The organism is Leifsonia sp. HAY1-4F (assembly GCF_056755275.1).
Genome location: NZ_JBNDHX010000062.1, coordinates 1 through 22300 on the forward strand (window position 1 = coordinate 1; position 22300 = coordinate 22300).

Consider the following 22300-nt stretch of genomic DNA (forward strand, 5'->3'; position numbering starts at 1 on the left):
GAGATCATCAACTCCAGCTCGGGTGGATTTGATCCCGACCACTGGGGGCGGCGTAGCGGAACCCCCCCCCCCCCCCGGCCCCTCACCTTCCGACAGAGCTTCCGGAGGCACACATGTCAACGTCGAACGTCGTCGCCCCCTCATCCACCACGACAGGCACGAACGGCCGACCCCCGCTCCGTGCGGGCGCCAAACGCCAGCGTGCCCAGCAGAGCCGCTGGGCCCTCTACCTCATCCTCCCGACCCTGATCCTTCTGGCCGTGGTCATCGGCTACCCGGTCGTCTCGGCGATCGTGATGTCCTTTCAGAAGGACGCCGGTCTCGATCCGGCGACCGGCCTGTTCGTGCAGGGCGGATTCGCGGGCTTCCAGAACTACGCCCACTGGCTGTTCCAGCAGTGCATGGGGCCCAACGGCAGCACGATCTCCTGCCCGCCCGGCAACCTCGGGTCGGGCTTCTGGAACGCGGTCTTCGTGACCTTCTTCTTCACCGTGACGACGGTCATCCTGGAGACCGGCCTCGGCCTCTGGTTCGCGCTGATCATGAACCGTGCGTTCCGCGGACGCGGTTTCGTGCGCGCCGCGATCCTGATCCCCTGGGCCATCCCGACCGCGGTGACCGCGAAGCTGTGGTTCTTCATCTTCTCGTTCGCCGGCGTCGCCAACGCCATCCTCTCCACCCATATCCTGTGGACCTCCGACGAGTGGGCATCCCGGTTCGCGGTCATCATCGCCGACACCTGGAAGACCACGCCGTTCATGGCGCTGCTGATCCTCGCGGGACTCCAGATCATCCCGGAGGACGTGTACGAGGCCGCCAAGGTCGACGGCGCCTCCACCTGGCAGCGGTTCTGGCGGGTGACCATGCCGTTGCTGAAACCGGCGCTGATGGTCGCCATCCTGTTCCGCGTGCTCGACGCGCTCCGCATCTACGACCTGCCGCAGATCCTCACCGGCGGTGGAGGCGGAACCGGCCACGCGACGACCACCCTGTCCATCCTGGTGGTCGATCAGATCAGGCAAGGCTTCAACAGCGCGGCCGCACTGTCCACCATTACGTTCATCATCATCTTCCTGATCGCGTTCATCTTCGTCCGGATCCTCGGGACGAACGTGGTCCGAACACAGGAGACGCAACAGAAGGGGGCGAAGTGATGACCACCGTCGCCGGGCCTGCAACGGCCACCGCCGAGGCGGGCGCGCTGCCCCGCACGCGCAACCGCAACCGCTCGCACTCCCGGATCCGCAACGCCGGCATCCGCACGGGCGTCCAGGCGATCGTGATCGTGCTCTGGTGCCTGCTGCCGTTCTACTGGATGATCGTGACGTCGTTCCGCGACGTCGGCTTCACGAACGACAACACGCCCTGGTTCACGCACGTCACCTGGGACAACTACGTCACGGCGCTCTCCACCAACCTGGGAAACCATCTCGGCCAGGCGCTGCTGAACTCGCTGTTCATCGGCGTCTGCGTGACGGTCATCTCGCTCGTGGTCGGCATCTTCGCCTCGTACGCGCTCGCCCGGCTCGACTTCCGTTTCAAGGGGATCGTTCTCGGCGTCATCCTGGCCGCCTCGATGTTCCCGGGCGTCGCGCTCATCACGCCGCTGTTCCAGCTGTTCACGAACATCGGCTGGATGGGGACCTACCAGGCGCTGATCATTCCGGAGATCTCGTTCGCCCTGCCGCTGACGGTGTACACGCTGAACTCGTTCTTCCGGGAGATGCCGTGGGACCTGGAAGAGGCGGCGCGGATCGACGGCTGCACCCAGGCGCAGGCGTTCCGGAAGATCATCCTGCCGCTGGCGGCCCCGGCCGTGTTCACGACGGCGATCCTGGCGTTCATCTCCTCGTGGAACGAGTTCCTGATCTCCAGCCAGCTCTCCAGTGACGCGACGCAGCCCGTGACGGTGGCCATCGCCTCCTTCACCGGCAGCCAGCCGCACCAGGAGCCCTACACCGCGATCATGGCGGCGGGCACCATCGTCACGGTGCCGCTGATCATCCTGGTGCTGATCTTCCAGCGCCGCATCGTCGCGGGCCTCACGGCCGGCGGAGTGAAGGGCTGATCGGATGCGCTGGAGCGATCCGCGGGAGACGACCGATGTGGGCATCGGCTTCGTCGGGTTCTTCGCGTTCGCGTTCCTCATCATCACCATCGCCTGCGAGCTGACCGGGCAACCGGCACTCGGGTGGGCGATCACGCTGCTGGTTCTCGTGCTCGCCCTCGTCGGTCTCCTGCAGCTGCGCCGCCGCATCCTGGCGCAGCGGGAGGCCGACGAGGAGCGCCGCGCGCACCAGGACTCCTGAAGCAGGAGGCGCATCGTGGCAGGTATCGAGGAGGTCGCGCGCGCGACCGGTGTCTCGACGGCCACCGTCTCGCGGGCCCTGCGCGGGCTGCCGAACGTGTCCGACAAGACCCGCGCGGCGGTGCGGCGGGCCGCTGACGAGCTCGGCTACGTGGCGTCCTCGAGTGCATCGGGGCTGGCCAGTGGACGGACGCTGGCCATGGGGGTCGTCGTCCCGTCGGTCAGCCGCTGGTTCTACACGCAGGTGCTGGAGGGGGTGGATTCGGAGCTCCGGGCGGCGAGCTACGACATGATCCTGTTCAACCTGGGCGGCCACCGCGGTGACCGGGAGCGGGTGTTCCACCGCAGCATCCTGCGGAAGCGGACGGATGCCCTGCTGGCGCTCTGCCTCGACTTCACGACCGAGGAACGGGAGCAGCTCGCGTCGCTCGGGCATCCGACGATCGTCGTCGGCGGTCCGGTGAAGGGGCTGCGCAGCGTGGGCATCGACGAGAAGTCCACCGCCTACACCGCGACGTCCCACCTGATCTCGCTCGGCCACACCGCCATCGCCCATCTCGGCGGCGAGGACGAGGAGGGACTGAACAGTCAGGTGCCGATCGGCCGGCTGCACGGATTCCGGGATGCGATGCGCGACGCCGGACTCCCGGTGCGGCCGGACTGGCTCATCCCGGGCGGGTTCTCCCTGCCGGAGAGCCGGGCGGCGATGAACCGGCTGCTGGATCGGCCGGGGCCGCGGCCCACGGCGATCTTCGCCGGCTCCGACGAGATGGCGTTCGGAGCCATCCTGGCGGCGGGCGATCGCGGCCTCCGGGTGCCGGAGGACCTCTCCGTGATCGGGATCGACGACCACGACTACGCCGCCGGCTTCGGGCTCACCACCATGGCGCAGGATCCGTTCGAGCAGGGTGCAACGGCCGCGCGCATCCTTTTGGAGGAGCTGGGCGGGGCCCAGCCGCGCACGCACTCGGTGAGCTCCCCGGTGAGTCTGGTGGTCCGCTCATCCACGGCACCCCCGCGCTGATGCGCCGATCCGTGCCGGCCGTCTGAAAGAATGACTACGCGACATCCGGCCGGGCGCGCCTTTCGGGTAGGCACGAGCGGTAGATGGAGTCGCCCGTCGGGCTTTCGGGGCCCGTAGTGACGGGAAGAGCCGCCCTGGCTAGGACAGGGCGGCTCTTCGCATTCGCGGGGATCGATCCCAGGCCCGGCACGACTCGGCCTCGGCTCGGCCGCGGCTCGGCCGTTGTCGTCAGTCGGCGTCGGCCAGGGTGAGCACTTCGGCCTCCTGCTCCGCCGTCTCGTGCGGCGCATCCACTCGCTTGAGGTGCTTGTTCCCGATCACGATGAGGGCGACGGCCACGAGCACCGAGATGCAGCCGGCATAGAACGGCATAGAACGGCTCACGGTGTCCGCCAGCAGGGTGGCCGCCGGCGGGGCGATCGCGCCGCCGAGGAACCGGACGCCCGAGTAGGCGCTCGAGGCGACCGAGCGCGGCAGGTCGGTGGCCTCCATGACGCACTCCGTCAGCACCGTGTTCAGGATGCCGAGCATGAGACCGCCGACGATGACGCAGACGATGAGAGCGGGGAGCGAGCCGACGAACAGCCCAGCGGCGAGCAGGTCGAGGGCGAGGAGCGGCATCACCAGCCAGAGCACGCGCGTCCGGGGCAGCCGGGAGGTGAGGAGCGGCGCGACCCAGACCGAGGTCACGGCGAGCGCCACGCCCCAGCCGAAGAAGATGAGGCCCAGCGTGATCGCATCCTCGACGCCCAAGGGAACCAGGGCGAACGGCGTGTACGCGAGCAGCACGAAGAAGCCGATGTTGTAGAACAGCGCGGCGGCGGCGAGGAACCCGAGAGCCGGCTTGGCCAGCGCACGGAACGGCGCCGATAGGGAGGTCGGCTGCGGCTTCTCGGGGTTCTTCCTCAGCAGCAGGACGATCGCGATGAAGCCGATCGCCATGAGCGTCGCGGTGCCGAAGAACGGTCCGCGCCAGCTCCAGCTCCCGAGCAGGCCTCCCAGCAGCGGGCCGATGGCGATGCCGAGGCCGAGCGCCGCCTCGTAGAGGATGATCGCCGCGGACGTTCCGCCCGAGGCCGCACCGACGATGGTCGCCAGCGCGGTGGAGATGAACAGCGCGTTGCCGAGGCCCCAGCCCGCACGGAAGCCGATGATGGTCGCGACGTTCTGCGAGAGGCCGGCGGCGAGCGCGAACACCACGATGAGCGCGAGACCGATCAGGAGGGTCTTCTTCGCGCCGATCCGGCTCGAGATCCAGCTGGTGAAGAACATCGCGGCGCCGGTGATCAGCAGATAGCTCGTGAAGAGCATCTCCGTCTGGGTGGGGGTCGCCTGCAGGCTCTTGGCGATGGCGGGCAGGATCGGGTCGACCAGTCCGATCCCCATGAAGGCGATGACGGACGCGAACGCGACGGCCCAGACGGCGGTCGGCTGTTTCAGGATGCTGGTGGGACTCTCGTGCGACATGAAGGGGTGACGACTCCTCGGTTGGTTCCAGTGGAAGGTGGATGGGGTGGGACGGGTGGATCGGGCGGGACGGCTCAGCGGCGGCCGGCGACGGCAGCGGAGGCAGCGGTCGAGAGGTCGGCTCGGGAGCGGATGATCTCGACGGTGGTGCGCATCGCGGCCACCTCGTCCTCGCGGAGGTCGGCGAACATCGGCACGAGCGCCGCCGCGAGCTCGGTGCGCCACGCCTGCAGCGCGTCCGCTCCCCGATCGGTGATCGCGATCTGCCAGGCGCGGGCGTCGTCCGTGTCGGCGATGCGCTTGACCCACTCCGCCTCCACGAGGTTGCGGACGAGCTTGGTCATCGTGGGCTGGGCGACGCGACTCTGGGTGGCGAGCTCCCCGAGACGCACGGGGCCGGAGGTCTGCAGCACGCTGAGGGTGCGCCACGTGGCGGGCGACTCGGTGCTGCCGGTCACCTGCGCGGCGAGCCGGGTGAGACGGTGAGCTGCTACGACGAGGTCACCGATGATCTGGCGGAGTTCCGGGGTCTCGGGCATGAGAACGATTATATATAGCTGACCTATATAAATCAATTCCGAGAGACCTCCGGCCGAAGTCGTTCGGATCTCCCTCACCCTCTGGCGGCGGCCCGCCCTGCCGTTGCAGCGGACTCGGCGAGTTCGCTGACGAAGTCGGCCCAGGTGCGCCGCCCGCGCTGAGCGGAAGCGTCGGCAAGGTTGTCCCCCGCCCGGTACGCCCGTCCCACGGCGCCCGGCACCGGGATGCGAAGGAAGGGCCGACGGCGCCCGCTGTAGCTCTCGACCAACTCGCCGAGCTCCAGGACCTCCGGGCCCGCGAGATCCGGAACCCGGCCGGCCGGCGCTCCGAGGGCGATCTCCGTCAGGCGTTCAGCGACCTCCTCCCGGTGCACCGGCTCGAACCGCAGGCCCGTCGGCGCCGGCGTCACGGGGAGGCGAGCGAGCCCACGGACCATCGGCAGGAGGAACTCGTGCAGCTGCGCGGCCGCGAGGATGCTCCACGGCACGCCGGACTCCGCGACCTCCCGCTCGGATTCCGCCTTCGCCCGGAAGTAGCCGATCGGCATCCGGCCCGCGCCGATCGCCGAGATGAGGACGAGGTGCCGCGCCCCCGCCTCGCGCGCCGCCCGCGCGATGTTGGCCGCGGCCCGGTAGTCGCCCTTCTGGCTCCCGGCGAGGTGCAGGACGGTCCCCGCACCCGCGAGCGCGGCCACCAGCCCGCGATCCTCCACGGTGTCGGCCACGATGTGCGTGATGCCCCGGTCGCTGGGCGCGACAACGGGGGCATGGCGGCTCACGATCCGGACTTTCCTGCCGGCCGCCCGCAGCAGCGGGACCACGCTGCGCCCGATCCGTCCCGTCCCTCCGGTCACCACCATCGTGTCATCCATGGTCGTCCTCCTGTCGTCGTGTCACACAAGCCGGCCCGGGCCCGTCGATATGGTGACGAGCGAGAGGAAGTGGATGTGACATGACCGACGCAGCAGCGCTCGCGGCACGGTTCGAAACAGCGCGGCCGCGGCTCACCGCGATCGCGACGCGGCTGCTGTCCTCGGCGGCCGACGCGGAGGACGCCGTGCAGGAGACGTGGATGCGCCTCGGCCGAACGGACACCTCCGGGATCGAGAACCTGGATGCGTGGCTCACCACGGTGGTCTCGCGCGTCTGCCTCGACCTGCTGCGGTCTCCTCGGCGTACGCGCGAGCGGTCCTGGCAGGTGATGCCGTGGGCGGACGAGCCGGTCTCGGCCGTCGGCGACCCCGAGACCGAGCTGGAGCAGGGCGACCGGGTGGCGACCGCCCTGCTGCTCGTGCTCGACGCCCTCAGCCCCGCCGAGCGGATCGCCTTCGTCCTGCACGATGTCTTCGGCCGTCCGTTCGACGAGGTCGCCGACGCGCTCAGCCGTTCTCCGCAAGCGGCGCGACAGCTCGCCTCCCGGGCCCGGAGGCGTCTGCACGGCTCCGGCTCCCCCGGCTCCGGCTCTCCCGGCTCCGGCGTTTCGCTCCGGAATCCGCGCCGTGAGCGCGCCCTCGTGGAGGCGTGGCTCGCGGCAGCACGGGAGGGCGACCTGAGCCGTCTGCTCGCTCTCCTCGACGACGGTGTCGTGCTGGACGCGGACTACGGGACGGCGCAGCAGCACCTCATCGGCCCGTCCGCGATCGCCGCCCAGGCGATGCTCGCCGGCCGGCTCGCCCTCCACTCCACGCCCGTCCGCCTCGGCGGACGTCCCGGTGTCGCCGCCGTGCTGTCCGGCCGGGTCTTCTCGCTCATGGCCTTCGAGTTCGAGGGCGGCCGGATCGTGCGACTCGACGTCCTTGCGGACCCGGCACGGATCGACGGGCTCGGCGTCGCGGCCTTGCTCGGCCTGACGTGACGAAAAGCGCCCCCGGCCGGTCGGCCGGGAGCGCTTCGCGTGGGTGTCACCGCAGGTAGCGCTCGTAGAGGAGGGTCCTGCGGTACAGATCCGGCGGGTGGCGGCCGTCGTCTCGGTCGTCCCCGTGGAGGATGGCGTGGCCGAGGCTGCGCAGGAGCGCGGCGCAGGCACGCCAGGCGGTCGAACTCATCGTTGCTCTTCTTCCGGTTGTGCGTCCTCGCACACCGATGCACGCGCAGGCGCGATCGGACGCAGAAATGGATGAGCATCCGCGCCCGCACGTTGCGTTAACGCACGGAGGGCGTCGCCCCGTTGTCGGGGGCGACGCCCTCCGCAACGCGGACACTCTCTTATAGGGAGGAGTCCGCGTCGCGATCAGACGACTGTCAGCCTGTCTGCAGAAGAGCCCCGAGGGGCATCGACTACTTGAGGGTGACGGTGGCGCCAGCCTCTTCGAGCTGGGCCTTCGCCTTCTCGGCGGACTCCTTGTTGGCGCCCTCGAGCACGGTGCTCGGTGCGCCGTCAACGAGGGCCTTCGCCTCACCGAGGCCGAGGCTGGTGAGGGCGCGCACCTCCTTGATGACCTGGATCTTCTTCTCACCGGCGGCCTCGAGGACGACGTCGAAGGAATCCTTCTCCTCGACCTCTTCGGCAGCGGCGCCCGCACCACCGGCGGCCGGGGCGGCCACGGCGACGGGGGCGGCGGCGGTGACCTCGAAGGTCTCCTCGAACTTCTTCACGAACTCGCTGAGCTCAATGAGCGTGAGCTCCTTGAACGCGTCGAGCAGCTCCTCAGTCGACAGCTTTGCCATTGTTCTCTCCTTAGTGTGTGTGGTTACTCACCGCTGGCCTGGTCCGTGAGGACTCAGGCAGCGGACTCCTGCTTCTCACGCAGCGCGTCGACCGTGCGAACGGCCTTCGACAGCGGTGCGTTGAACAGATATGCGGCTCCGAACAGCGAGGCCTTGAAGGCGCCGGCCAGCTTGGCCAGCAGTACCTCACGGGACTCGAGGTCGGCGAGCTTGCCTACCTCTTCTGCGGTCAGGGCGTTACCGTCGAAGTAACCGCCCTTGACCACCAGCAGAGGGTTTGCCTTGGCGAAGTCACGCAGCGACTTCGCGACGGCGACAGGGTCACCGTGCACGAAGGCGATCGCGGACGGCCCGGCGAGCTCTTCGTCGAACGACGAAATGCCTGCCTTGTTGGCCGCGATCTTGGTCAGCGTGTTCTTCACCACGGCGTAGGTCGCGTGCTCACTGATGGATGTGCGCAGCTGCTTGAGCTGAGCGACAGTGAGACCGCGGTACTCGGTCAGCAGAACGGCGGACGAGCTCGTGAACAGGTTCTCGAGCTCGGCAACCGTGGCTTCCTTGTTCGCCATGGCCTACTCCTCAATCTTCTTGTCGCACACCGCGGGAGCGGTGTGCCACCGCCGGCCCCTGGCAAAGAAAAAAGCTCCGGCACAGGGCACGGAGCTGGGACCGCAAGAATTCACGGAGTCTGCTTCACACACCTGCGCGGGCCCCACCTGAGTGGATCTTCGGTCGTGCACGCACGACAACCAGCGGTCTTTGGCTCCGTACAGGCTACGGGATGCCCGGGGCCGCGCGCAAATCCGCTCACGCGGCCGTCGGCGCGGCCATCGGCGCGAGCGGAAGCGTGACGGTGAAGACGGTGTCCCCCGGCGCGCTGCTGACCGTCACCTCTCCGCCGTGCGCGTGCACGACGGCCTGGACGATCGCCAGCCCGAGTCCGGTCGACCCTGTGGCGCGGTTGCGCGAACTGTCGCCGCGCGCGAAGCGCTCGAAGAGCGTGTTCTGCAGCTCGTCCGGGATGCCGGGGCCGTCGTCCGCGATAGTGACGACCGCCTGACGGGCGTCCTCATCCACCCGGAGTCCCGCCGTCACCTTCGTGCCCTCCGGCGTGTGGACGCGCGCGTTGGCCAGCAGGTTCATCAGCACCTGGTGCAGGCGCGGGGCGTCTCCGGCCACCTCCACCGGCTCGTCCGGGAGGTCGAGCGTCCACTCGTGGTCCGGCCCGGCGGCGTGCGCGTCGCTGACGGCATCGACCAGGAGCAGGGAGAGGTCGACCGGGTCGTGGTCGAGCTCACGTCCCTCGTCCAGCCGGGCCAGCAGCAGGAGGTCCTCGACGAGGGAGGTCATCCGGGTCGCTTCGGACTCGATGCGCCCGAGCGAGTGCGTGACATCCGGCGGCAGGTCGTGCGGCGCCCGGCGGGTGAGCTCGGCATAGCCGCGGATGGAGGCGAGCGGCGTCCGCAGCTCGTGGCTCGCGTCCGCGACGAACTGGCGGACCTTCTGCTCGCTCGCCTGCCGGGCGGTGAGCGCCGACGCCACATGGCCGAGCATCCGGTTCAGCGCCGAACCCACCTTGCCGACCTCGGTGTGCTGGTCGGTGTCGGCCTCCGGCACGCGGACGGACAGCGCGACGTCGCCGCGGTCGAGCGGCAGGGAGGCGACCTGCTCGGCGGTGCCGGCGACGCGCTCCAGCGGCCGCATGGCGAAGCGGACCACGACGCTCGCCAGCAGGAAGGCGAAGACGAGTCCCGACAAGGTCACGAGCACGATCACGAGGGTCAGCCGGCCGACGGTCGCATTCACGTCGCTGAGCGGGAGCCCGATGATGACGCTGTCGCCGTTGCCGAGCTCCGCGGCGGCGATACGGTAGGAACCGAGGGAGGGACCGAGATCGACGGTCCGCGGCCGCTCGTCCGCCGGGACGCTGAGGAGCGCCAGACCGTCGATGGTGACCTGCTTGGGGCCGAGCGGCTGATTCGTCGACGACGTGGGCCGGTCGGCGAGGATCACCGGCGGGAACAGCAGACCGCCGTCCGAGCTCCGGACGGCGCCGAGGGTTCCCGTCGGCTGTCCCGGTGTCTGCACGACCCCGGCGGCCTCGGGCACGGTGGGACCGCCGCCGTTGATCCGGTCGGCGGCGTGCTGCCCGCGGATGAGCGCTGACGTGAGCTGGGCATCCAATCGCTGCATCAGGTAGTTCTGCAGCGCGAACACGCTGACCGTCCCGATCACGGCGCCCAGCACCGCGAGCATCGCCACCACGACGAGGACGACCCGGCTGCGGAGCGTCCACGAGCGGATCGGCCGGAGGCGCGGGAACCGGCTCGCGGTCGGCGTGCCCGCCTGCGCCTCGGTCTTCGGGGGGCCCGCGATGCGGGCGGAGGTCATTGCGCAGCCTTCACCATGTAGCCGGCGCCACGGACGGTGTGGATCATCGGGGTGCGCCCGGCGTCGATCTTCTTGCGCAGGTAGGAGATGTACAGCTCGACCACGCTGGAGGAGCCGCCGAAGTCGTAGCTCCACACCCGGTCGAGGATCTGCGCCTTGCTCAGCACGCGCCGGGGATTGCGCATCAGGAAGCGCAGCAGCTCGAACTCCGTGGCGGTCAGCTGGATGGGCTCTCCGTTGCGGTGCACCTCGTAGCTGTCCTCGTCGAGCACCAGGTCGCCGACGATGAGCACCGGGTCCTCGTGGTCGGCGACCGCAGCGCGCGAGCGGCGCAGCAGTCCCCGCAGGCGTGCGACCAGCTCTTCAAGGCTGAAGGGCTTCGTGACGTAGTCGTCGCCGCCGGCGGTGAGCCCCGCGATGCGGTCGTCGAGCGAGTCCTTCGCGGTGAGGAAGAGGACGGGCGCTTCGTTGCCGTCGGCGCGCATCCGCGACAGGACCTGGAGGCCGTCGATGTCGGGGAGCATGATGTCGAGCACCACGACATCGGGCTTGAACTCGCGCGAGAGCTGCAGGGCCTGCTGGCCCGTCGAGGCGGTCTTGACGTCCCAGTCCTCGTAGTGGAGGGCCATGGCCAGCAGGTCGGTCAGCGTCGCCTCGTCGTCCACGACGAGCACACGGATGGCGCTGCCGTCGGAGCGGCGCAGGAGGGACCGGGGCTGGCTGGAGGAGCCGGAGGCGGTACGCGCATTGATCGTCACCTTTCCCATTATGAGGCGGCGGATGGATGCTCTCTTTGTGAAGCCTATGAAGTGTCTGAGCGACCTGACGCGGGAAGGATCCGCTTGAGCTGTGCGAGGAGGAGCGCTGCCACGACGGGGACGAGGATCGCCGCGAGGAGGATCCATTTCGGTTGCGCCGAGTATTGCTTCAGCTCCCAGATGACCAGGCTGTGGCTGAGAACGACGACGGTTGCCGTCCCGGCCACCGCGAGAACGGCGGGCACTGCCCACCGGGGCAGCCGGATGCTGCTCGCGGTCAGGATGAGCGCGGTCACGAACAGTACAGAGAGAAGCGGCATCACGACGGGAGTGCCGAGGATCCCGTTCTTCAGATCCGGAGGCGTCACGGGCAGCACTCCCGTGAGGATCACGGCGCAGCCGAGCAGGATCGGCCCGATGAGGGCGCGGTGCCGGATCCGGCGCTGGACGGTAGCGATCCCGCGGCCGGCGATGACGAAGAAGAGGCAATAGAGGCCTTGCCCGACGCTGAGCGGCAGGGCGGCGAGCCACGCCCCCGAGAAGGTCCCCGCCGCCAGTGCTCCCAGTGCCACCACGGCCTGCTGCCAGGCGGGCAGCCTGCTGACGGGGACGTACAGCAGCGACGCGATGAAGAGCGCGCCGATGAACCAGAACGCGCCGAAGGGCTCGTGCCCGTTGCTCCCGCCTTCCAGAACCCCTCCGAGATCGGCGAGGTGCAGGCGGCCGACCGGATTCGGGATGGCCATGGCGAGCGCACCGACCACGAGCAGCCAGCCGGCGTAGGGGACGACGAGGGTCAGCACGCGCGATCTCAGGTGGGCGCGGAATGGGCGTCCGGGTCGGAAGAAGTAGCCGGTGAGGGCGAAGAACAGGGGCACATGCCACGGATACACCCACTGGTGCACGACGGGCTGCGTGTACACGTGGGCGAACACCACCGCGAGGATGCCGACGACCCGCAGCCCGTCGATCGACGCATTGCGGGCGGTCGCATCCACGGCGGGATGCTGTTGCTTCTGGGGGGTCGTCTCTGGACGCGGCAACGGCAGCACACCCTTAACGACGTGACCATCGCCGGGTTGTGACGTGAGTACCTCAACCTCGACGCATGTGGCCTTCCTCCGACGGGGGATGGAGTACACGGCTGGCGCATAGGTTCGGCATAGCGACCCCTAAAACGCGGTGCTTAACCTCCGGCAAGAAGTTCATCCGAGACCACCACAGTTGGGAAGCCAATGTTCGGGACCTATCTGCGGCGAGAGCTGTTCAATCGCCGCAAGCAGACGATCATCATCGCGACGGGCATGGCCCTCGCGATCGCTCTCGTCATCATCGTCAACGCCGTCTCGGCCGGGGTCCGTCAGGCGCAGGAGAGCGTCCTGCAATCCGTGTACGGCGTAGGCACCGACATCACCGTGAGCCAGCCGGCCACCGCCCAGAACGCCACCGGCCTCCAGGGCCAGGGCGGAGGACCACGCTTCGACTTCGGCGCGGACTCCGGCACCGATACCGGAACGGCCCGGCAGGTCAACACCTCGCGCCTGCAGGCGATGCGCGGCACAACGGTGATGAACGCATCCACTCTGAGCACGGTGCAGAAAGTGCAGAACGTCGCCTCCGCGGCGGCGGTGCTGTCGCTCACGAACACCAGCTTCAGCGGCACACTCCCGAACTTCCAGCAGCTGCGGCAGCAGCGCCAGAGCGGCCAGGCGGCCTCGCCCACGGCTCCTCCCACGGGCGGAGCCGACGGAGCGGGCGGCAGCTCGTTCACGGTCGACTCCTTCTCGGTCCTCGGGCTGAACCCGGCCGGCAAGTCCGTCGGACCCCTGGCGTCCGTCACCCTGACGGGCGGCCGCAGCTTCACCGCCGCCGACTCCGGCAAGGATGTCGTCGTCCTGGACGCGAGCTACGCGAAGTCGGCGAGCAAGACCGTCGGCGACACCGTGACCATCGGCGGGACCGGATTCTCGGTCATCGGCATCGTCACCTCCACCGGCTCCGATTCCACCACCGCGGCCAACGCCTACATTCCGCTCGATGTCGCCCAGACGCTGTCCGGGCAGACCGACAAGATCTCCTCGGTGTACGTGAAGGCCGCCTCCAGCGGAGACATCGACCAGATCAAGACAGCACTCACGAAGTCCGTCCCCGGAGCGACGGTCAGCACGCAGGCCGACCTGGCCTCCACGGTCTCCGGCTCGCTGGGCAGCGCCGGCGCGCTCATCGCGAACCTCGGCACGTGGCTCTCGGTCATCGTGCTGGCGGCGGCGTTCCTCATCGCCATCCTGTTCACGATCTCGGGCGTCACCCGGCGTACGCGGGAGTTCGGAACGCTCAAGGCGATCGGCTGGTCGAACGGCCGGATCGTCGGGCAGGTCGCCGGCGAGTCCGTGGTGCAGGGGCTCATCGGCGGGGTCATCGGCGTCGCGGTCGGCCTCCTCGGGGTGCTCGTGGTGAACGTCATCTCCCCCACCCTGACCGGCAGCATCAGCCACGGCGGCGTGGCGACCGCGGCCGGGCGCGGGACGGGCGCCGGGGCCGCGACCACGGGTACAGGAGGCCGCTTCGCCGGCTTCGGCGGGGGCGGCGGCGCCTTCAGCGGGCTGCGCCAGGCATCCACCTCCACCGCGGACATCGCGCTGCATGCGCCGGTGACCGTGTGGATCATCGTGGGAGCCGTCGCGCTCGCCATCCTCGGCGGTCTCATCGCCGGCGCGGTCGGCGGCTGGCGCGCCTCCCGTCTCCGCCCCGCAGCCGCCCTGCGCTCGGTCGCCTGAACCCGGCCATCCGGCCCCCGAAGGAGCAACGATGTACACCCTCACCGATGTCACCAAGACCTACAAGCAGTCCAAGCGCGAAGTGGTCGCACTGAAGGATGTGACCCTCGAGATCCCGGACGGCCAGCTGGTCGCCATCCAGGGCCCCACCGGCGGCGGCAAGTCGACGCTGCTGCAGATGCTCGGCGCTCTCGACCGGCCGAGCTCCGGCTCGGTGCAGCTCGGATCGGCCAGCCTCTCGAAGCAGCACGACGCCCGGCTGACGAAGATCCGGGCGAAAGAGATCGGCTTCGTCTTCCAGGGCTTCAACCTCATCCCGACGCTGACCGCCCAGGAGAACGTCGAGACGGCCCTGGCACCGCTCGGCGTCACCGCCGCAGACCGCAAGCGGCGTGCCGCCGAGGCGCTCGCCTCGGTCGGACTCGCGGACCGCGGCAACCACCTGCCGTCCGAGCTGTCCGGCGGTCAGCAGCAGCGCGTGGCCATCGCCCGGGCACTGGTGAAGGACCCGGAGGTGCTCCTGGCCGACGAGCCGACCGGCAACCTGGACGAGGAGACCCGGGACGAGATCATGGACCTGCTCGAGGGGCTGTGGCGGGATCGCGGCCTCACCGTCATCATCGTCACCCATGACTCCGCGGTGGCGAAGCGGGCGCAGCGCCGGCTCCACATCAAGCACGGGCAGGTCAGCGAGGTCGCGTAGCGCCCTCGCCGGATCAGGGGACCGGGACGACGACCATCCCCATCGCTCCGGCGAGCACCACGGCCTGCCGCTCGTCGATGATGGTCCCGCGCAGCACGACGTCGGCCGGATCGATCCCGGTCAGATCACTGCCGGCCAGCGATGCGGCGCTGAGGTCCGCGCCGGCGAGCGTGACCGCGCTGAGGTCGCATCCCTCGAACCGCACTTCCTGGCAGCGCGCCTGGGTGAGATCCGCCTCCCGGAGCCGAACACCCTCGAAGGACGCCCCGCGGAGTTCGGCACGGGCAAGCCCGGTGAAGGACCAGTTGCCGCCCTCTACCTTCAGCAACGCGAACTCGCAGCCGTGGAAGGTGCTTCCGGTCAGCTTGCAGCGACGGAAGGTGGCGTCGAAGAAGTTGCACACGTCGAATCGGCAGTTCACGAAAGCCGAGTCGCTGTGCTCGCTCACGTTGAACCGGACGTTCCGGAACACGCAATCGCTGAAGGTGGCGCCCGCGGTGCGCGCCTCCGTCAGGTCGACGTTCTCGAACACGACGCCCGTGTACTCCACACTGTCGAGCTCGCGACCGTACCAGTCCTCGCCGCGGATGGCGGTTTCGCTGCTCGTCACGGATCGAGCGTAGCCCTGTGCGGGTGCACGCGCCGGGGCTAGCATCCTGTCTCGAAGGAGGAACGATGACGACTCTCGAGGGACGACCGGCGAGCGCGCTGCTGGTGATCGATGTGCAGAACGGCGTGATCGGAGGCGCAGTGCGACGCGACGAGGTGGTCACCACCATCCAACGTCTCGTCGAGCGCGCGAGGCGGGAGGACGTGCCCGTGGTGTGGATCCAGCACTCGGACCAAAACGTCCCCTACGGCAGCGACGCCTGGCAGTACGTGCCCGAACTGACGCGATCCGAGGATGAGCCTCTCGTGCCGAAGGAGTACGCGGACGCTTTCGATGACACGCGCCTGGAGGAGGTGCTGGCGGCAGCCGGGGTCGGACGGATCGTCGTCACGGGTTCGCAGACGGACGAGTGCATCCGGTCGACCATCCACGGTGGGCTGGTCCGCGGGTACGACGTCACGCTGGTCGGGGACGCGCACACCACCGAGGACCTGTCCGACTGGGGCGCGCCGCCGCCGGAGCAGGTCATCGCCCACACCAACCTGTACTGGTCGAACCACCGCGCGCCCGGGCGTACGGCCGAGGTGGTCGACGCTGCCGACGTCGTCTTCGGCTGAGGCCGGGCCGCCCTCGCTCAGTTGAGGTTCGCGGGCCGGGGGCTCAGTCCTGGTTGCTGAACGCCGCGTCGAAGGAGGCGGTCGGCCGCTTCCAGAGCAGTGAGCGGATGTAGCCGACGGCTTCCTTCGCGCCGTACAGGCGGTCCATCCCGGCATCCTCCCACTCGATCGAGATGGGGCCGGTGTACCCGATCGACTCGAGTGCGCGGAAGGCGTCCTCCCATGGAACGTCGCCGTGGCCCGTGGACACGAAGTCCCAGCCGCGCCGCGGGTCGCCCCACGACAGGTGGGAGCCGAGGACGCCCGCGCGGCCGTTCTTCGGACGCAGCCGCGTGTCCTTGCAGTCGACATGATAGATGCGGTCCTGGAAGTCGACGATGAAGCCGACCGGGTCGATGTCCTGCCACATCATGTGCGACGGGTCCCAGTTGAAGCCGAACGCCTCGCGGTGGTCGATCGCCTCCAGAGTGCGGACGCTCGTCCAGTAGTCGTACGCGATCTCCGAGGGATGCACCTCGTGCGCGAATCGCACGCCCTCGCCGTCGAACACGTCGAGGATGGGGTTCCAGCGGTCGGCGAAGTCCTGGTAGCCGCGCTCGAACACCTCGGCCGGGACGGGCGGGAACTGCGCCACGTAGGGCCAGATGCTGGACCCGGTGAAGCCGACCACCGTGTCCACGCCGAGCCGGCGGGCGACCTTCGCGGTGAGCTTCAGCTCTTCTGCGGCGCGCTGACGCACCCCCTCGGGGTCGCCGTCGCCCCACACCTTCGAGCCGACGATGGCCTGATGGCGGAAGTCGATCGGGTCATCGCAGACCGCCTGACCCTTCAGGTGGTTGCTGATCGCCCACACCTTCAGGCCGTACCTGTTCAGGATGTCGAGGCGGCCCTGCAGGTAGTCGTCGTCCTCCGCGGCACGCCAGACGTCGAGGTGCTCGCCGGAGCAGGCGATCTCCAAGCCGTCGTAGCCCCACTCGGACGCGTACCGGGCGACCTCCTCGAGGGTGAGGTCGGCCCACTGGCCGGTGAAGAGGGTGACCGGGTGCGTGCGGCCGGACTCGGCGTCGTTCCGGGGGGTGGTGTCGTCGGTCATTCGTTCGTTCCCATCTCGATCCAGGTGCCCGACTCGGCGGAGTCGATCACGGCCTCCGTGACCCGCACAGCGCGCAGGCCGTCGGCGAACCGCGGGAGGCCGTCGGGGTTCTCCCCCGCGACCGCCGCGTAGCTGTCGGCTACGAACGCGTTGAACGCGTCCTGATAGCCCTGGGGATGCCCCGAGGGCAGGACGCACAGCCGCGCCGCATCCTCGCTGAGCTGGTCGGCGTCCCGCGGGATGGTCAGGCTTCCCTTCCTGCGGCCGATCCACAGCGTCTCCGGCTGCTCCTGGTCGAAGGCGACGCTTTCGGCGCTGCCCGCGATCTCGAGCCAGAGGCGGTTCTTGCGGCCGGGCGCGACCTGGGACACGAGCAGCGTTCCGAGCGCCCCGGAGCGTGTCTCGATGACGACCGCGACCGCATCCTCCGTCGTGATGCCGGCGTGCGCCGCCCGCTCGGCGAACACCGTGCGCTTGGTGGCGACCACCCGGCTGACGCGGTCGCCGCTCACGAACTCCACGAGATCGACCAGGTGGGAGCCGATGTCCGCGAACGCGCGCGAGCGACCGCCCTGCTCCGCATCCACGCGCCAGTTGTCGTCGCCGGAGCCCAGCAGCCAGTCCTGGAGGTAGGACGCGTTCACGCTGAGAACGCGGCCGGCCTCGCCCGAGGCGAACCGGGCCCGGGCCTCGCGCACCAGCGGATGGAACCGATAGACGAACGGCACGGTCGCCGTGCGCCCCTGGGCGGCGGCGACCATCCGCTCGGCGTCCGGGATGCTCGTCGCGATCGGCTTCTCGCAGACCACGTCCTTGCCGGAGGCCAGGACCGCCACTGCCTGGTCTGCGTGCAGGGCGTTGGGGGTGGTGACGTGGACCACGTCGATCGTGTCATCGGCCAGGAGCTCGTCGAGCGATCCGTAGGATCGGCCGATGCCGAGGCGTTCCGCCGCGGCCGCCGAGCGCTCCGGCGTCGAGGACACGATGCCCGCGAGGTCGGCGTGCGCCGCCCGCACGGCCCGCGAGTGCACCTCGGCCATGAAGCCGCCACCGACGATCGCCACGCGCAGCCGTGATCCGGCCGAGCTTCCTTCGCGGCGGCTGAGGCCGCCGCTGGTCAGCGCTGTCCCGTCCGTCATGTCGCTCATCCTCACACCAGGGTCGCCGCGCGCGGATCCCAGTCTTCGGCGAGCGCCGGTGTGACCTGCACCGTGCTTTCGATCTCGACCGGCGTTCGCGTCTCTCCGGCTTCGATCGTCGAGACCATGATGTCGAGCACGTGATATGCCTGCTCACCCGACGCCCGTTCCGGAACGCCGGCGCGGATGGCTCGTGCCAGCTCGACGACACCGATGCCGCGGGTGTCCGTCGTCCCGGTCGAAGGGACGCTGTGGATGCCCTCGACGTCGTGCACCGCCAGCTCGCCCTCGAACGTGTTCGGATCGGGCACGACGACCGTGCCCTCCAGGCCGGCGACCTCGAACTGGGTCCGCTTGAGCTTGGAGTCGAAGCTGAACACCGACTGCGCCGTCTGACCGCTCTCGAACTCGTAGAGCGCGCTCACATGCGTCGGGACCGTCACCGCGAACTCCTCGCCCGCCCGGGGTCCGGATCCGATCACGCGGGTCTCCCGCGCGCGGGATGCACTCGCGCTCACGCGCGCGACCGGCCCGAACAGCTGAACGAGAGCTGTCAGGTAGTACGGGCCGATGTCGAACAGCGGGCCGGCACCCTCCTGGAACAGGAAGTCGGGGTTGGGATGCCAGGACTCGGGGCCCGGGCTCTGCATGAGCGTCAGCGCTGTCAGCGGCGCGCCGATGTCGCCGTGCTCGATGAGGCGGCGAGCCGACTGGATGCCTGACCCGAGGAACGTGTCGGGCGCCGTGGCGACGCGGAGGCCCTGGGCGTGCGCGGCCTGCAGCAGCTGCTGCCCGCTCGCGCGGTCGAGCGCGAAGGGCTTCTCGCTCCACACGTTCTTGCCGGCGGCGAGAACGTCCAGCGCCACCGCGACGTGCACCTTCGGGATGGTGAGGTTGACCACGATCTCGATCGCGTCGTCGGCGAGCAGTTGCTCGACGGTGCCCGAACCCGCCACTCCGAACTTCTCCGCCTGAGCCTGCGCCCGAGCGAGATCGATGTCGGCGACGAAGCGGACGTCGAGGTCCGGGAACGCCGTCAGGTTCTTCAGGTACTCGTTGCTGATGACGCCGGCGCCGATGACGCCCACCCCGACGCGACCGGTCCGGCCCTGAGCGGCGCTCATGCGAGGCCCTTGGAGGTGAGGAAGGCGAAGCTGTCCGCGACGGCCTGGAACCGGTCGCCGCGCGAGTCGTCGAGCTCGATGACGCGGAGCGCATCCGGCGCCGCGGCGATGATCTGCTCGATCGGAAGCGACCCCTGCCCCACGGCGACCTGATCCTTCGTCTCGGTCGTGCCGGGACCGTCCTTGATGTGCAGTGCGACTACGCGGTCGCCGAGCTTCGGGAGGAGGGCCACCGCGTCGACGCCGCCGACGGTCACCCAGTAGGTGTCGACCTCGAGCACGACCTCCGGGGCCAGCTTGCCGGCGAAGAACTCGAGAGCGGTCGCGCCCTCGATCGTGCTCTCCAGCTCGTGCGCGTGATTGTGATAGCCCACGCGCACCCCGTGCCGGGACGCGACCTCGGCCGCAGCGTTCAGCTGGTCGGCGATCTGCGCCACGTCATCCGCCGTCTGCCAGCGATCCGGAGCCACGAACGGGTCGATGACGGTCTCGACGCCGAGTTCCTTCGCTTTGCCGAAGACCTCGTCGAGGTCGCCGCCGATGAAGCTCTGGTGCGTGGTCGGAGCGGACAGGCCGGCCTCCGCCAGTCCGTCGCGCAACGCGTCGCCGAAGGAGACGAAGGCGAACGGCTCGACCTGGGTGAAACCGATGTCCGCGATCCGCTTGAGCGTACCGACCGTGTCTTCGGTCAGGAGCTCGCGCACCGTGTACAGCTGAACGGAGACTTTTGACGTCGACACTGTTCTCCTCGTCGAGTTGGGGGGATGGAGGCGCCGGATGGCGTGAGTCCATTCAAGTCCGACTTCTGCCGGATGTCAATCAAAAGTCGAGCGAGCGGAACATATCTTTGAGCCGTCGCCCGGCAGTGTGATTCAATACCCTCATGACGGACAGCCCGCGCGACTCGGTGCTCGTCGCCGCAGACGCCGCGGAGTTGCTCGCGATCCTGCGCGACGGCATCCCGCGCACCCGCGCGCAGCTGGCCGAGACGACGGGGATGGCGCGTTCCACCATCGCCTCCCGCATCGACCTGCTGTCGGAAGCCGGTCTCGTGGCACCGGCGGGCGACGACGTGTCGTCCGGCGGGCGGCCTCCCTCCCGCATCCGCTTCAACCCGGATTCGCGGGTCGTCGTCGCGATCGACCTCGGCGCCACCCACGGCGTGGTCGCCCTCGCGAACCTCGCGGGCACGATCACGGCCAGCGAGTCACGGCGGCTCCGGATCGCCGACGGGCCGTTGTCCGTGCTCGACTGGGCGATCGAGGTCGCGAGCGAGCTGTTCATCGCCTCCGGCCGGCAGCCCGGGGAGCTCATCGGCGTCGGGGTCGGCGTCCCCGGCCCCGTGGAGCACTCGACCGGCCTTCCGGTCAACCCGCCGATCATGCCCGGCTGGGACCGCTTCGACATCCCGGCGTACATCCGCCGCGTCTTCGACGTTCCTGTGCTGGTCGACAACGACGTCAACCTGCTCGCGCTCGGCGAGCAGACGCTGATGTGGCCCGACGAGACCGACCTGCTCTACATCAAGGTCGCCACCGGCGTCGGCGCGGGCATCATCAGCGGCGGCCGGCTCCAGCGCGGCGCGCTCGGTTCCGCCGGCGACCTCGGGCACGTCCGCGTCCCGTTCGGCAGCGACACGCCCAGCCACGGCGAGCAGGATGCCGACCTCGAGTCCCTGGTCAGCGGACCGGCGATCGCTCGCGCACTCACTGCGGCGGGAATCCCCGCTCAGACCAGCGACGACGTCGTCACCCTGGCGCGCACCGGCAACCCCGCGGTGCAGAACGCGATCCGCCAGGCCGGACGCGATCTCGGCGCCGTCGTGGCGACCTGCGTCAACCTCCTCAACCCGTCGATGATCGTCGTCGGCGGCAGCCTCTCGCGCGTCGGCGAGCAGCTCCTCGCCGGGATCCGCGAGGTCGTCTATCAGCGGTCGACGCCGCTGGCCACGCAGCACCTCACGATCACGGAGTCCCGCTCGGGCGAGACCGGCGGCGCGATCGGGGCGGCCATGATGGTCATCCAGCGGGCGCTCGATCCCGACGCCGGCACCGCCCGGTCCCTGTTCCGCTGACGCCCGGCATCCCGGAGCATCCCATCCATTCGTCCACAATCGAATCGATTCGAACACAGAAACCGAAAGGAGTGCCGTGAGCACGCAAGTCCCCCAGATCGCCGACGGCGAACGCCTCGAGCGCCCCCTCCGCGCCGGAGTCATCGGCCTCGGCTGGGCCGGCCAGCAGCACATGGCCGCCTACGACGACCTCCCGGGCGTGGAGCTCGTCGCCATCGCCGGGATGGAGGACGGCCCCCGAACCGAACTCGGCGAGCAGTACGGCATCGAGCGCCTCTACCGCGACGCGACGGAGCTCGTCGCGGACGGTGGTCTCGACGTCGTGAGCATCGCCGTCCCCACCTTCCTGCACGCCCCGATCGCCGTCGCCGCACTCGACGCCGGCATCCACGTGCTCAGCGAGAAGCCGATCGCCCGGACGGCCGCAGAGGCCCAGACGATGGTGGATGCCGCCCACCGCTCCGGCCGTGTGCTGGAGGTCGCGTTCAACCACCGCCGCCGCGGCGACATCCAGGCACTCAAAGCGGCGATCGACGACGGCCGGATCGGCCGGCCGTACCACGCACGCGCAATCTGGCTGCGCCGCGCCGGCATCCCGGCCCTCGGCAGCTGGTTCACCAACCGCGAGATGGCGGGAGGCGGACCGCTGATCGACATCGGTGTGCACGTGCTCGACTACGCACTGCACCTGTTCGGCGAGCCGCGCGTCGAGGCCGTCTCGGCCGTGACGCACGCGGAGCTCGGCGTGCGCGGCCGTGGCGGCTCCACCTCGTCCAAGCAGCACGTCGGCTCGGCGTACGAGGTCGAGGACCTCGCCAGCCTGCTGCTCCGCCTCGAGGGTGGCGGCTCGATCGTCATCGAGACGAGCTGGGCGGCCTACCGTCCGGCCGGCGACGAGTTCGGGATCACGCTCTACGGCACCGAGGGAGGCGCCGACCTGCGCGTCGTCGACTACGCGCCGTCCGGCGAGCTGACCATCTTCACCGGCGAGGGCGAGCAGAGCCAGGAC

24 protein-coding genes are annotated in these 22300 nt (G+C 69.6%); 10 read left to right on the top strand and 14 right to left on the bottom strand.

Annotated elements, in window-relative coordinates:
• Positions 1–113: 113 nt before the first annotated feature.
• From ACPYOG_RS12525 to ACPYOG_RS12540, 4 genes are read left to right on the top strand one after another with little or no spacing between them, the layout of a single operon-like run.
• The gene (locus ACPYOG_RS12525) at positions 114–1154 is read left to right on the top strand and encodes a carbohydrate ABC transporter permease (protein ID WP_481294526.1); all 1041 of its coding nucleotides are present in this window, start codon (positions 114–116) and stop codon (positions 1152–1154) included.
• The gene (locus ACPYOG_RS12530) at positions 1154–2068 is read left to right on the top strand and encodes a carbohydrate ABC transporter permease (RefSeq protein WP_481294527.1); all 915 of its coding nucleotides are present in this window, start codon (positions 1154–1156) and stop codon (positions 2066–2068) included. Before ACPYOG_RS12525 ends, ACPYOG_RS12530 begins: the two co-directional genes overlap by 1 nt.
• A 4-nt stretch (positions 2069–2072) precedes the next feature.
• Positions 2073–2309: a hypothetical protein gene (locus tag ACPYOG_RS12535; protein ID WP_481294528.1), complete on the top strand. Its 237-nt coding sequence runs from the start codon at positions 2073–2075 to the stop codon at positions 2307–2309.
• A 15-nt stretch (positions 2310–2324) separates the two neighbouring features.
• Positions 2325–3332: a LacI family DNA-binding transcriptional regulator gene (locus ACPYOG_RS12540; RefSeq protein ID WP_481294529.1), complete on the top strand. Its 1008-nt coding sequence runs from the start codon at positions 2325–2327 to the stop codon at positions 3330–3332.
• 228 nt (positions 3333–3560) lie between these two features.
• Here ACPYOG_RS12540 and ACPYOG_RS12545 read toward each other — a convergent pair whose 3' ends face one another.
• The 3 genes from ACPYOG_RS12545 to ACPYOG_RS12555 all read right to left on the bottom strand — a co-directional run bounded on the left by ACPYOG_RS12545 (position 3561) and on the right by ACPYOG_RS12555 (position 6210).
• Positions 3561–4799, bottom strand: coding sequence for an MFS transporter (locus ACPYOG_RS12545; RefSeq protein WP_481294530.1), 1239 nt, complete (start codon positions 4797–4799; stop codon positions 3561–3563).
• Positions 4800–4873: 74 nt separating this feature from the next.
• Entirely contained in the window at positions 4874–5338 is a 465-nt protein-coding gene (locus ACPYOG_RS12550) for a MarR family winged helix-turn-helix transcriptional regulator (protein ID WP_481294531.1), read from the bottom strand.
• Between the two features lie 74 nt (positions 5339–5412).
• Positions 5413–6210, bottom strand: a complete 798-nt coding sequence (locus tag ACPYOG_RS12555; protein ID WP_481294532.1) for an SDR family oxidoreductase — start codon at positions 6208–6210, stop codon at positions 5413–5415.
• An 80-nt stretch (positions 6211–6290) separates the two neighbouring features.
• Between ACPYOG_RS12555 and ACPYOG_RS12560 the strand changes: the two genes are divergently transcribed.
• Positions 6291–7193: a sigma-70 family RNA polymerase sigma factor gene (locus tag ACPYOG_RS12560; RefSeq protein WP_481294533.1), complete on the top strand. Its 903-nt coding sequence runs from the start codon at positions 6291–6293 to the stop codon at positions 7191–7193.
• A gap of 46 nt (positions 7194–7239) precedes the next feature.
• Here the strand turns inward: ACPYOG_RS12560 and ACPYOG_RS12565 are convergent, their stop codons facing one another.
• From ACPYOG_RS12565 to ACPYOG_RS12590, 6 genes are all read right to left on the bottom strand, one after another.
• Positions 7240–7383 (bottom strand): hypothetical protein, encoded by a 144-nt coding sequence (locus tag ACPYOG_RS12565; RefSeq protein ID WP_481294534.1) that lies wholly within the window; start codon positions 7381–7383, stop codon positions 7240–7242.
• Positions 7384–7615: 232 nt separating this feature from the next.
• Complete coding sequence (gene rplL, locus ACPYOG_RS12570; protein ID WP_481294535.1) at positions 7616–8005, bottom strand: 50S ribosomal protein L7/L12; 390 nt, start codon at positions 8003–8005, stop codon at positions 7616–7618.
• A gap of 53 nt (positions 8006–8058) precedes the next feature.
• Positions 8059–8574: a 50S ribosomal protein L10 gene (gene rplJ / locus ACPYOG_RS12575; protein WP_090038784.1), complete on the bottom strand. Its 516-nt coding sequence runs from the start codon at positions 8572–8574 to the stop codon at positions 8059–8061.
• A 238-nt stretch (positions 8575–8812) separates the two neighbouring features.
• A complete protein-coding gene (locus ACPYOG_RS12580; protein WP_481294536.1) occupies positions 8813–10396 on the bottom strand; it encodes a sensor histidine kinase in 1584 nt (527 codons plus the stop codon).
• Entirely contained in the window at positions 10393–11154 is a 762-nt protein-coding gene (locus tag ACPYOG_RS12585; RefSeq protein ID WP_090038945.1) for a response regulator transcription factor, read from the bottom strand. The genes ACPYOG_RS12580 and ACPYOG_RS12585 overlap by 4 nt, the downstream gene beginning before the upstream one ends.
• Before the next feature lie 44 nt (positions 11155–11198).
• Complete coding sequence (locus ACPYOG_RS12590; RefSeq protein WP_481294537.1) at positions 11199–12197, bottom strand: acyltransferase family protein; 999 nt, start codon at positions 12195–12197, stop codon at positions 11199–11201.
• Between the two features lie 192 nt (positions 12198–12389).
• On the opposite strand from ACPYOG_RS12590, the gene ACPYOG_RS12595 reads away from it, so the two are divergent.
• Positions 12390–13931, top strand: coding sequence for an ABC transporter permease (locus ACPYOG_RS12595; protein ID WP_481294538.1), 1542 nt, complete (start codon positions 12390–12392; stop codon positions 13929–13931).
• 31 nt (positions 13932–13962) lie between these two features.
• Positions 13963–14634, top strand: coding sequence for an ABC transporter ATP-binding protein (locus tag ACPYOG_RS12600; protein ID WP_481294539.1), 672 nt, complete (start codon positions 13963–13965; stop codon positions 14632–14634).
• A 13-nt stretch (positions 14635–14647) separates the two neighbouring features.
• On the opposite strand, the gene ACPYOG_RS12605 is transcribed toward ACPYOG_RS12600, so the two are convergent.
• Positions 14648–15244 (bottom strand): pentapeptide repeat-containing protein, encoded by a 597-nt coding sequence (locus tag ACPYOG_RS12605; protein WP_481294540.1) that lies wholly within the window; start codon positions 15242–15244, stop codon positions 14648–14650.
• A 65-nt stretch (positions 15245–15309) separates the two neighbouring features.
• Here ACPYOG_RS12605 and ACPYOG_RS12610 point away from each other — a divergent pair, with 65 nt between their 5' ends.
• Entirely contained in the window at positions 15310–15861 is a 552-nt protein-coding gene (locus ACPYOG_RS12610; RefSeq protein ID WP_481294541.1) for an isochorismatase family protein, read from the top strand.
• Positions 15862–15904: 43 nt separating this feature from the next.
• On the opposite strand, the gene ACPYOG_RS12615 is transcribed toward ACPYOG_RS12610, so the two are convergent.
• From ACPYOG_RS12615 to ACPYOG_RS12630, 4 genes are read right to left on the bottom strand one after another with little or no spacing between them, the layout of a single operon-like run.
• Complete coding sequence (locus ACPYOG_RS12615) at positions 15905–16954, bottom strand: sugar phosphate isomerase/epimerase family protein (RefSeq protein ID WP_481294542.1); 1050 nt, start codon at positions 16952–16954, stop codon at positions 15905–15907.
• Positions 16951–18093 carry a Gfo/Idh/MocA family protein gene (locus ACPYOG_RS12620; protein ID WP_481294543.1) on the bottom strand — a complete coding sequence of 381 codons (1143 nt, stop codon included), beginning with the start codon at positions 18091–18093 and terminating at the stop codon, positions 16951–16953. The genes ACPYOG_RS12615 and ACPYOG_RS12620 overlap by 4 nt, the downstream gene beginning before the upstream one ends.
• A gap of 11 nt (positions 18094–18104) precedes the next feature.
• The gene (locus ACPYOG_RS12625) at positions 18105–19217 is read right to left on the bottom strand and encodes a Gfo/Idh/MocA family protein (RefSeq protein WP_481294544.1); all 1113 of its coding nucleotides are present in this window, start codon (positions 19215–19217) and stop codon (positions 18105–18107) included.
• Positions 19214–19957: a sugar phosphate isomerase/epimerase family protein gene (locus tag ACPYOG_RS12630; RefSeq protein ID WP_481294545.1), complete on the bottom strand. Its 744-nt coding sequence runs from the start codon at positions 19955–19957 to the stop codon at positions 19214–19216. The genes ACPYOG_RS12625 and ACPYOG_RS12630 overlap by 4 nt, the downstream gene beginning before the upstream one ends.
• Before the next feature lie 143 nt (positions 19958–20100).
• Here ACPYOG_RS12630 and ACPYOG_RS12635 point away from each other — a divergent pair, with 143 nt between their 5' ends.
• Positions 20101–21291, top strand: a complete 1191-nt coding sequence (locus ACPYOG_RS12635; protein ID WP_481294546.1) for an ROK family protein — start codon at positions 20101–20103, stop codon at positions 21289–21291.
• A gap of 76 nt (positions 21292–21367) precedes the next feature.
• On the top strand, positions 21368–22300 hold a 933-nt coding region (locus ACPYOG_RS12640), incomplete at its 3' end, for a Gfo/Idh/MocA family protein (protein WP_481294547.1).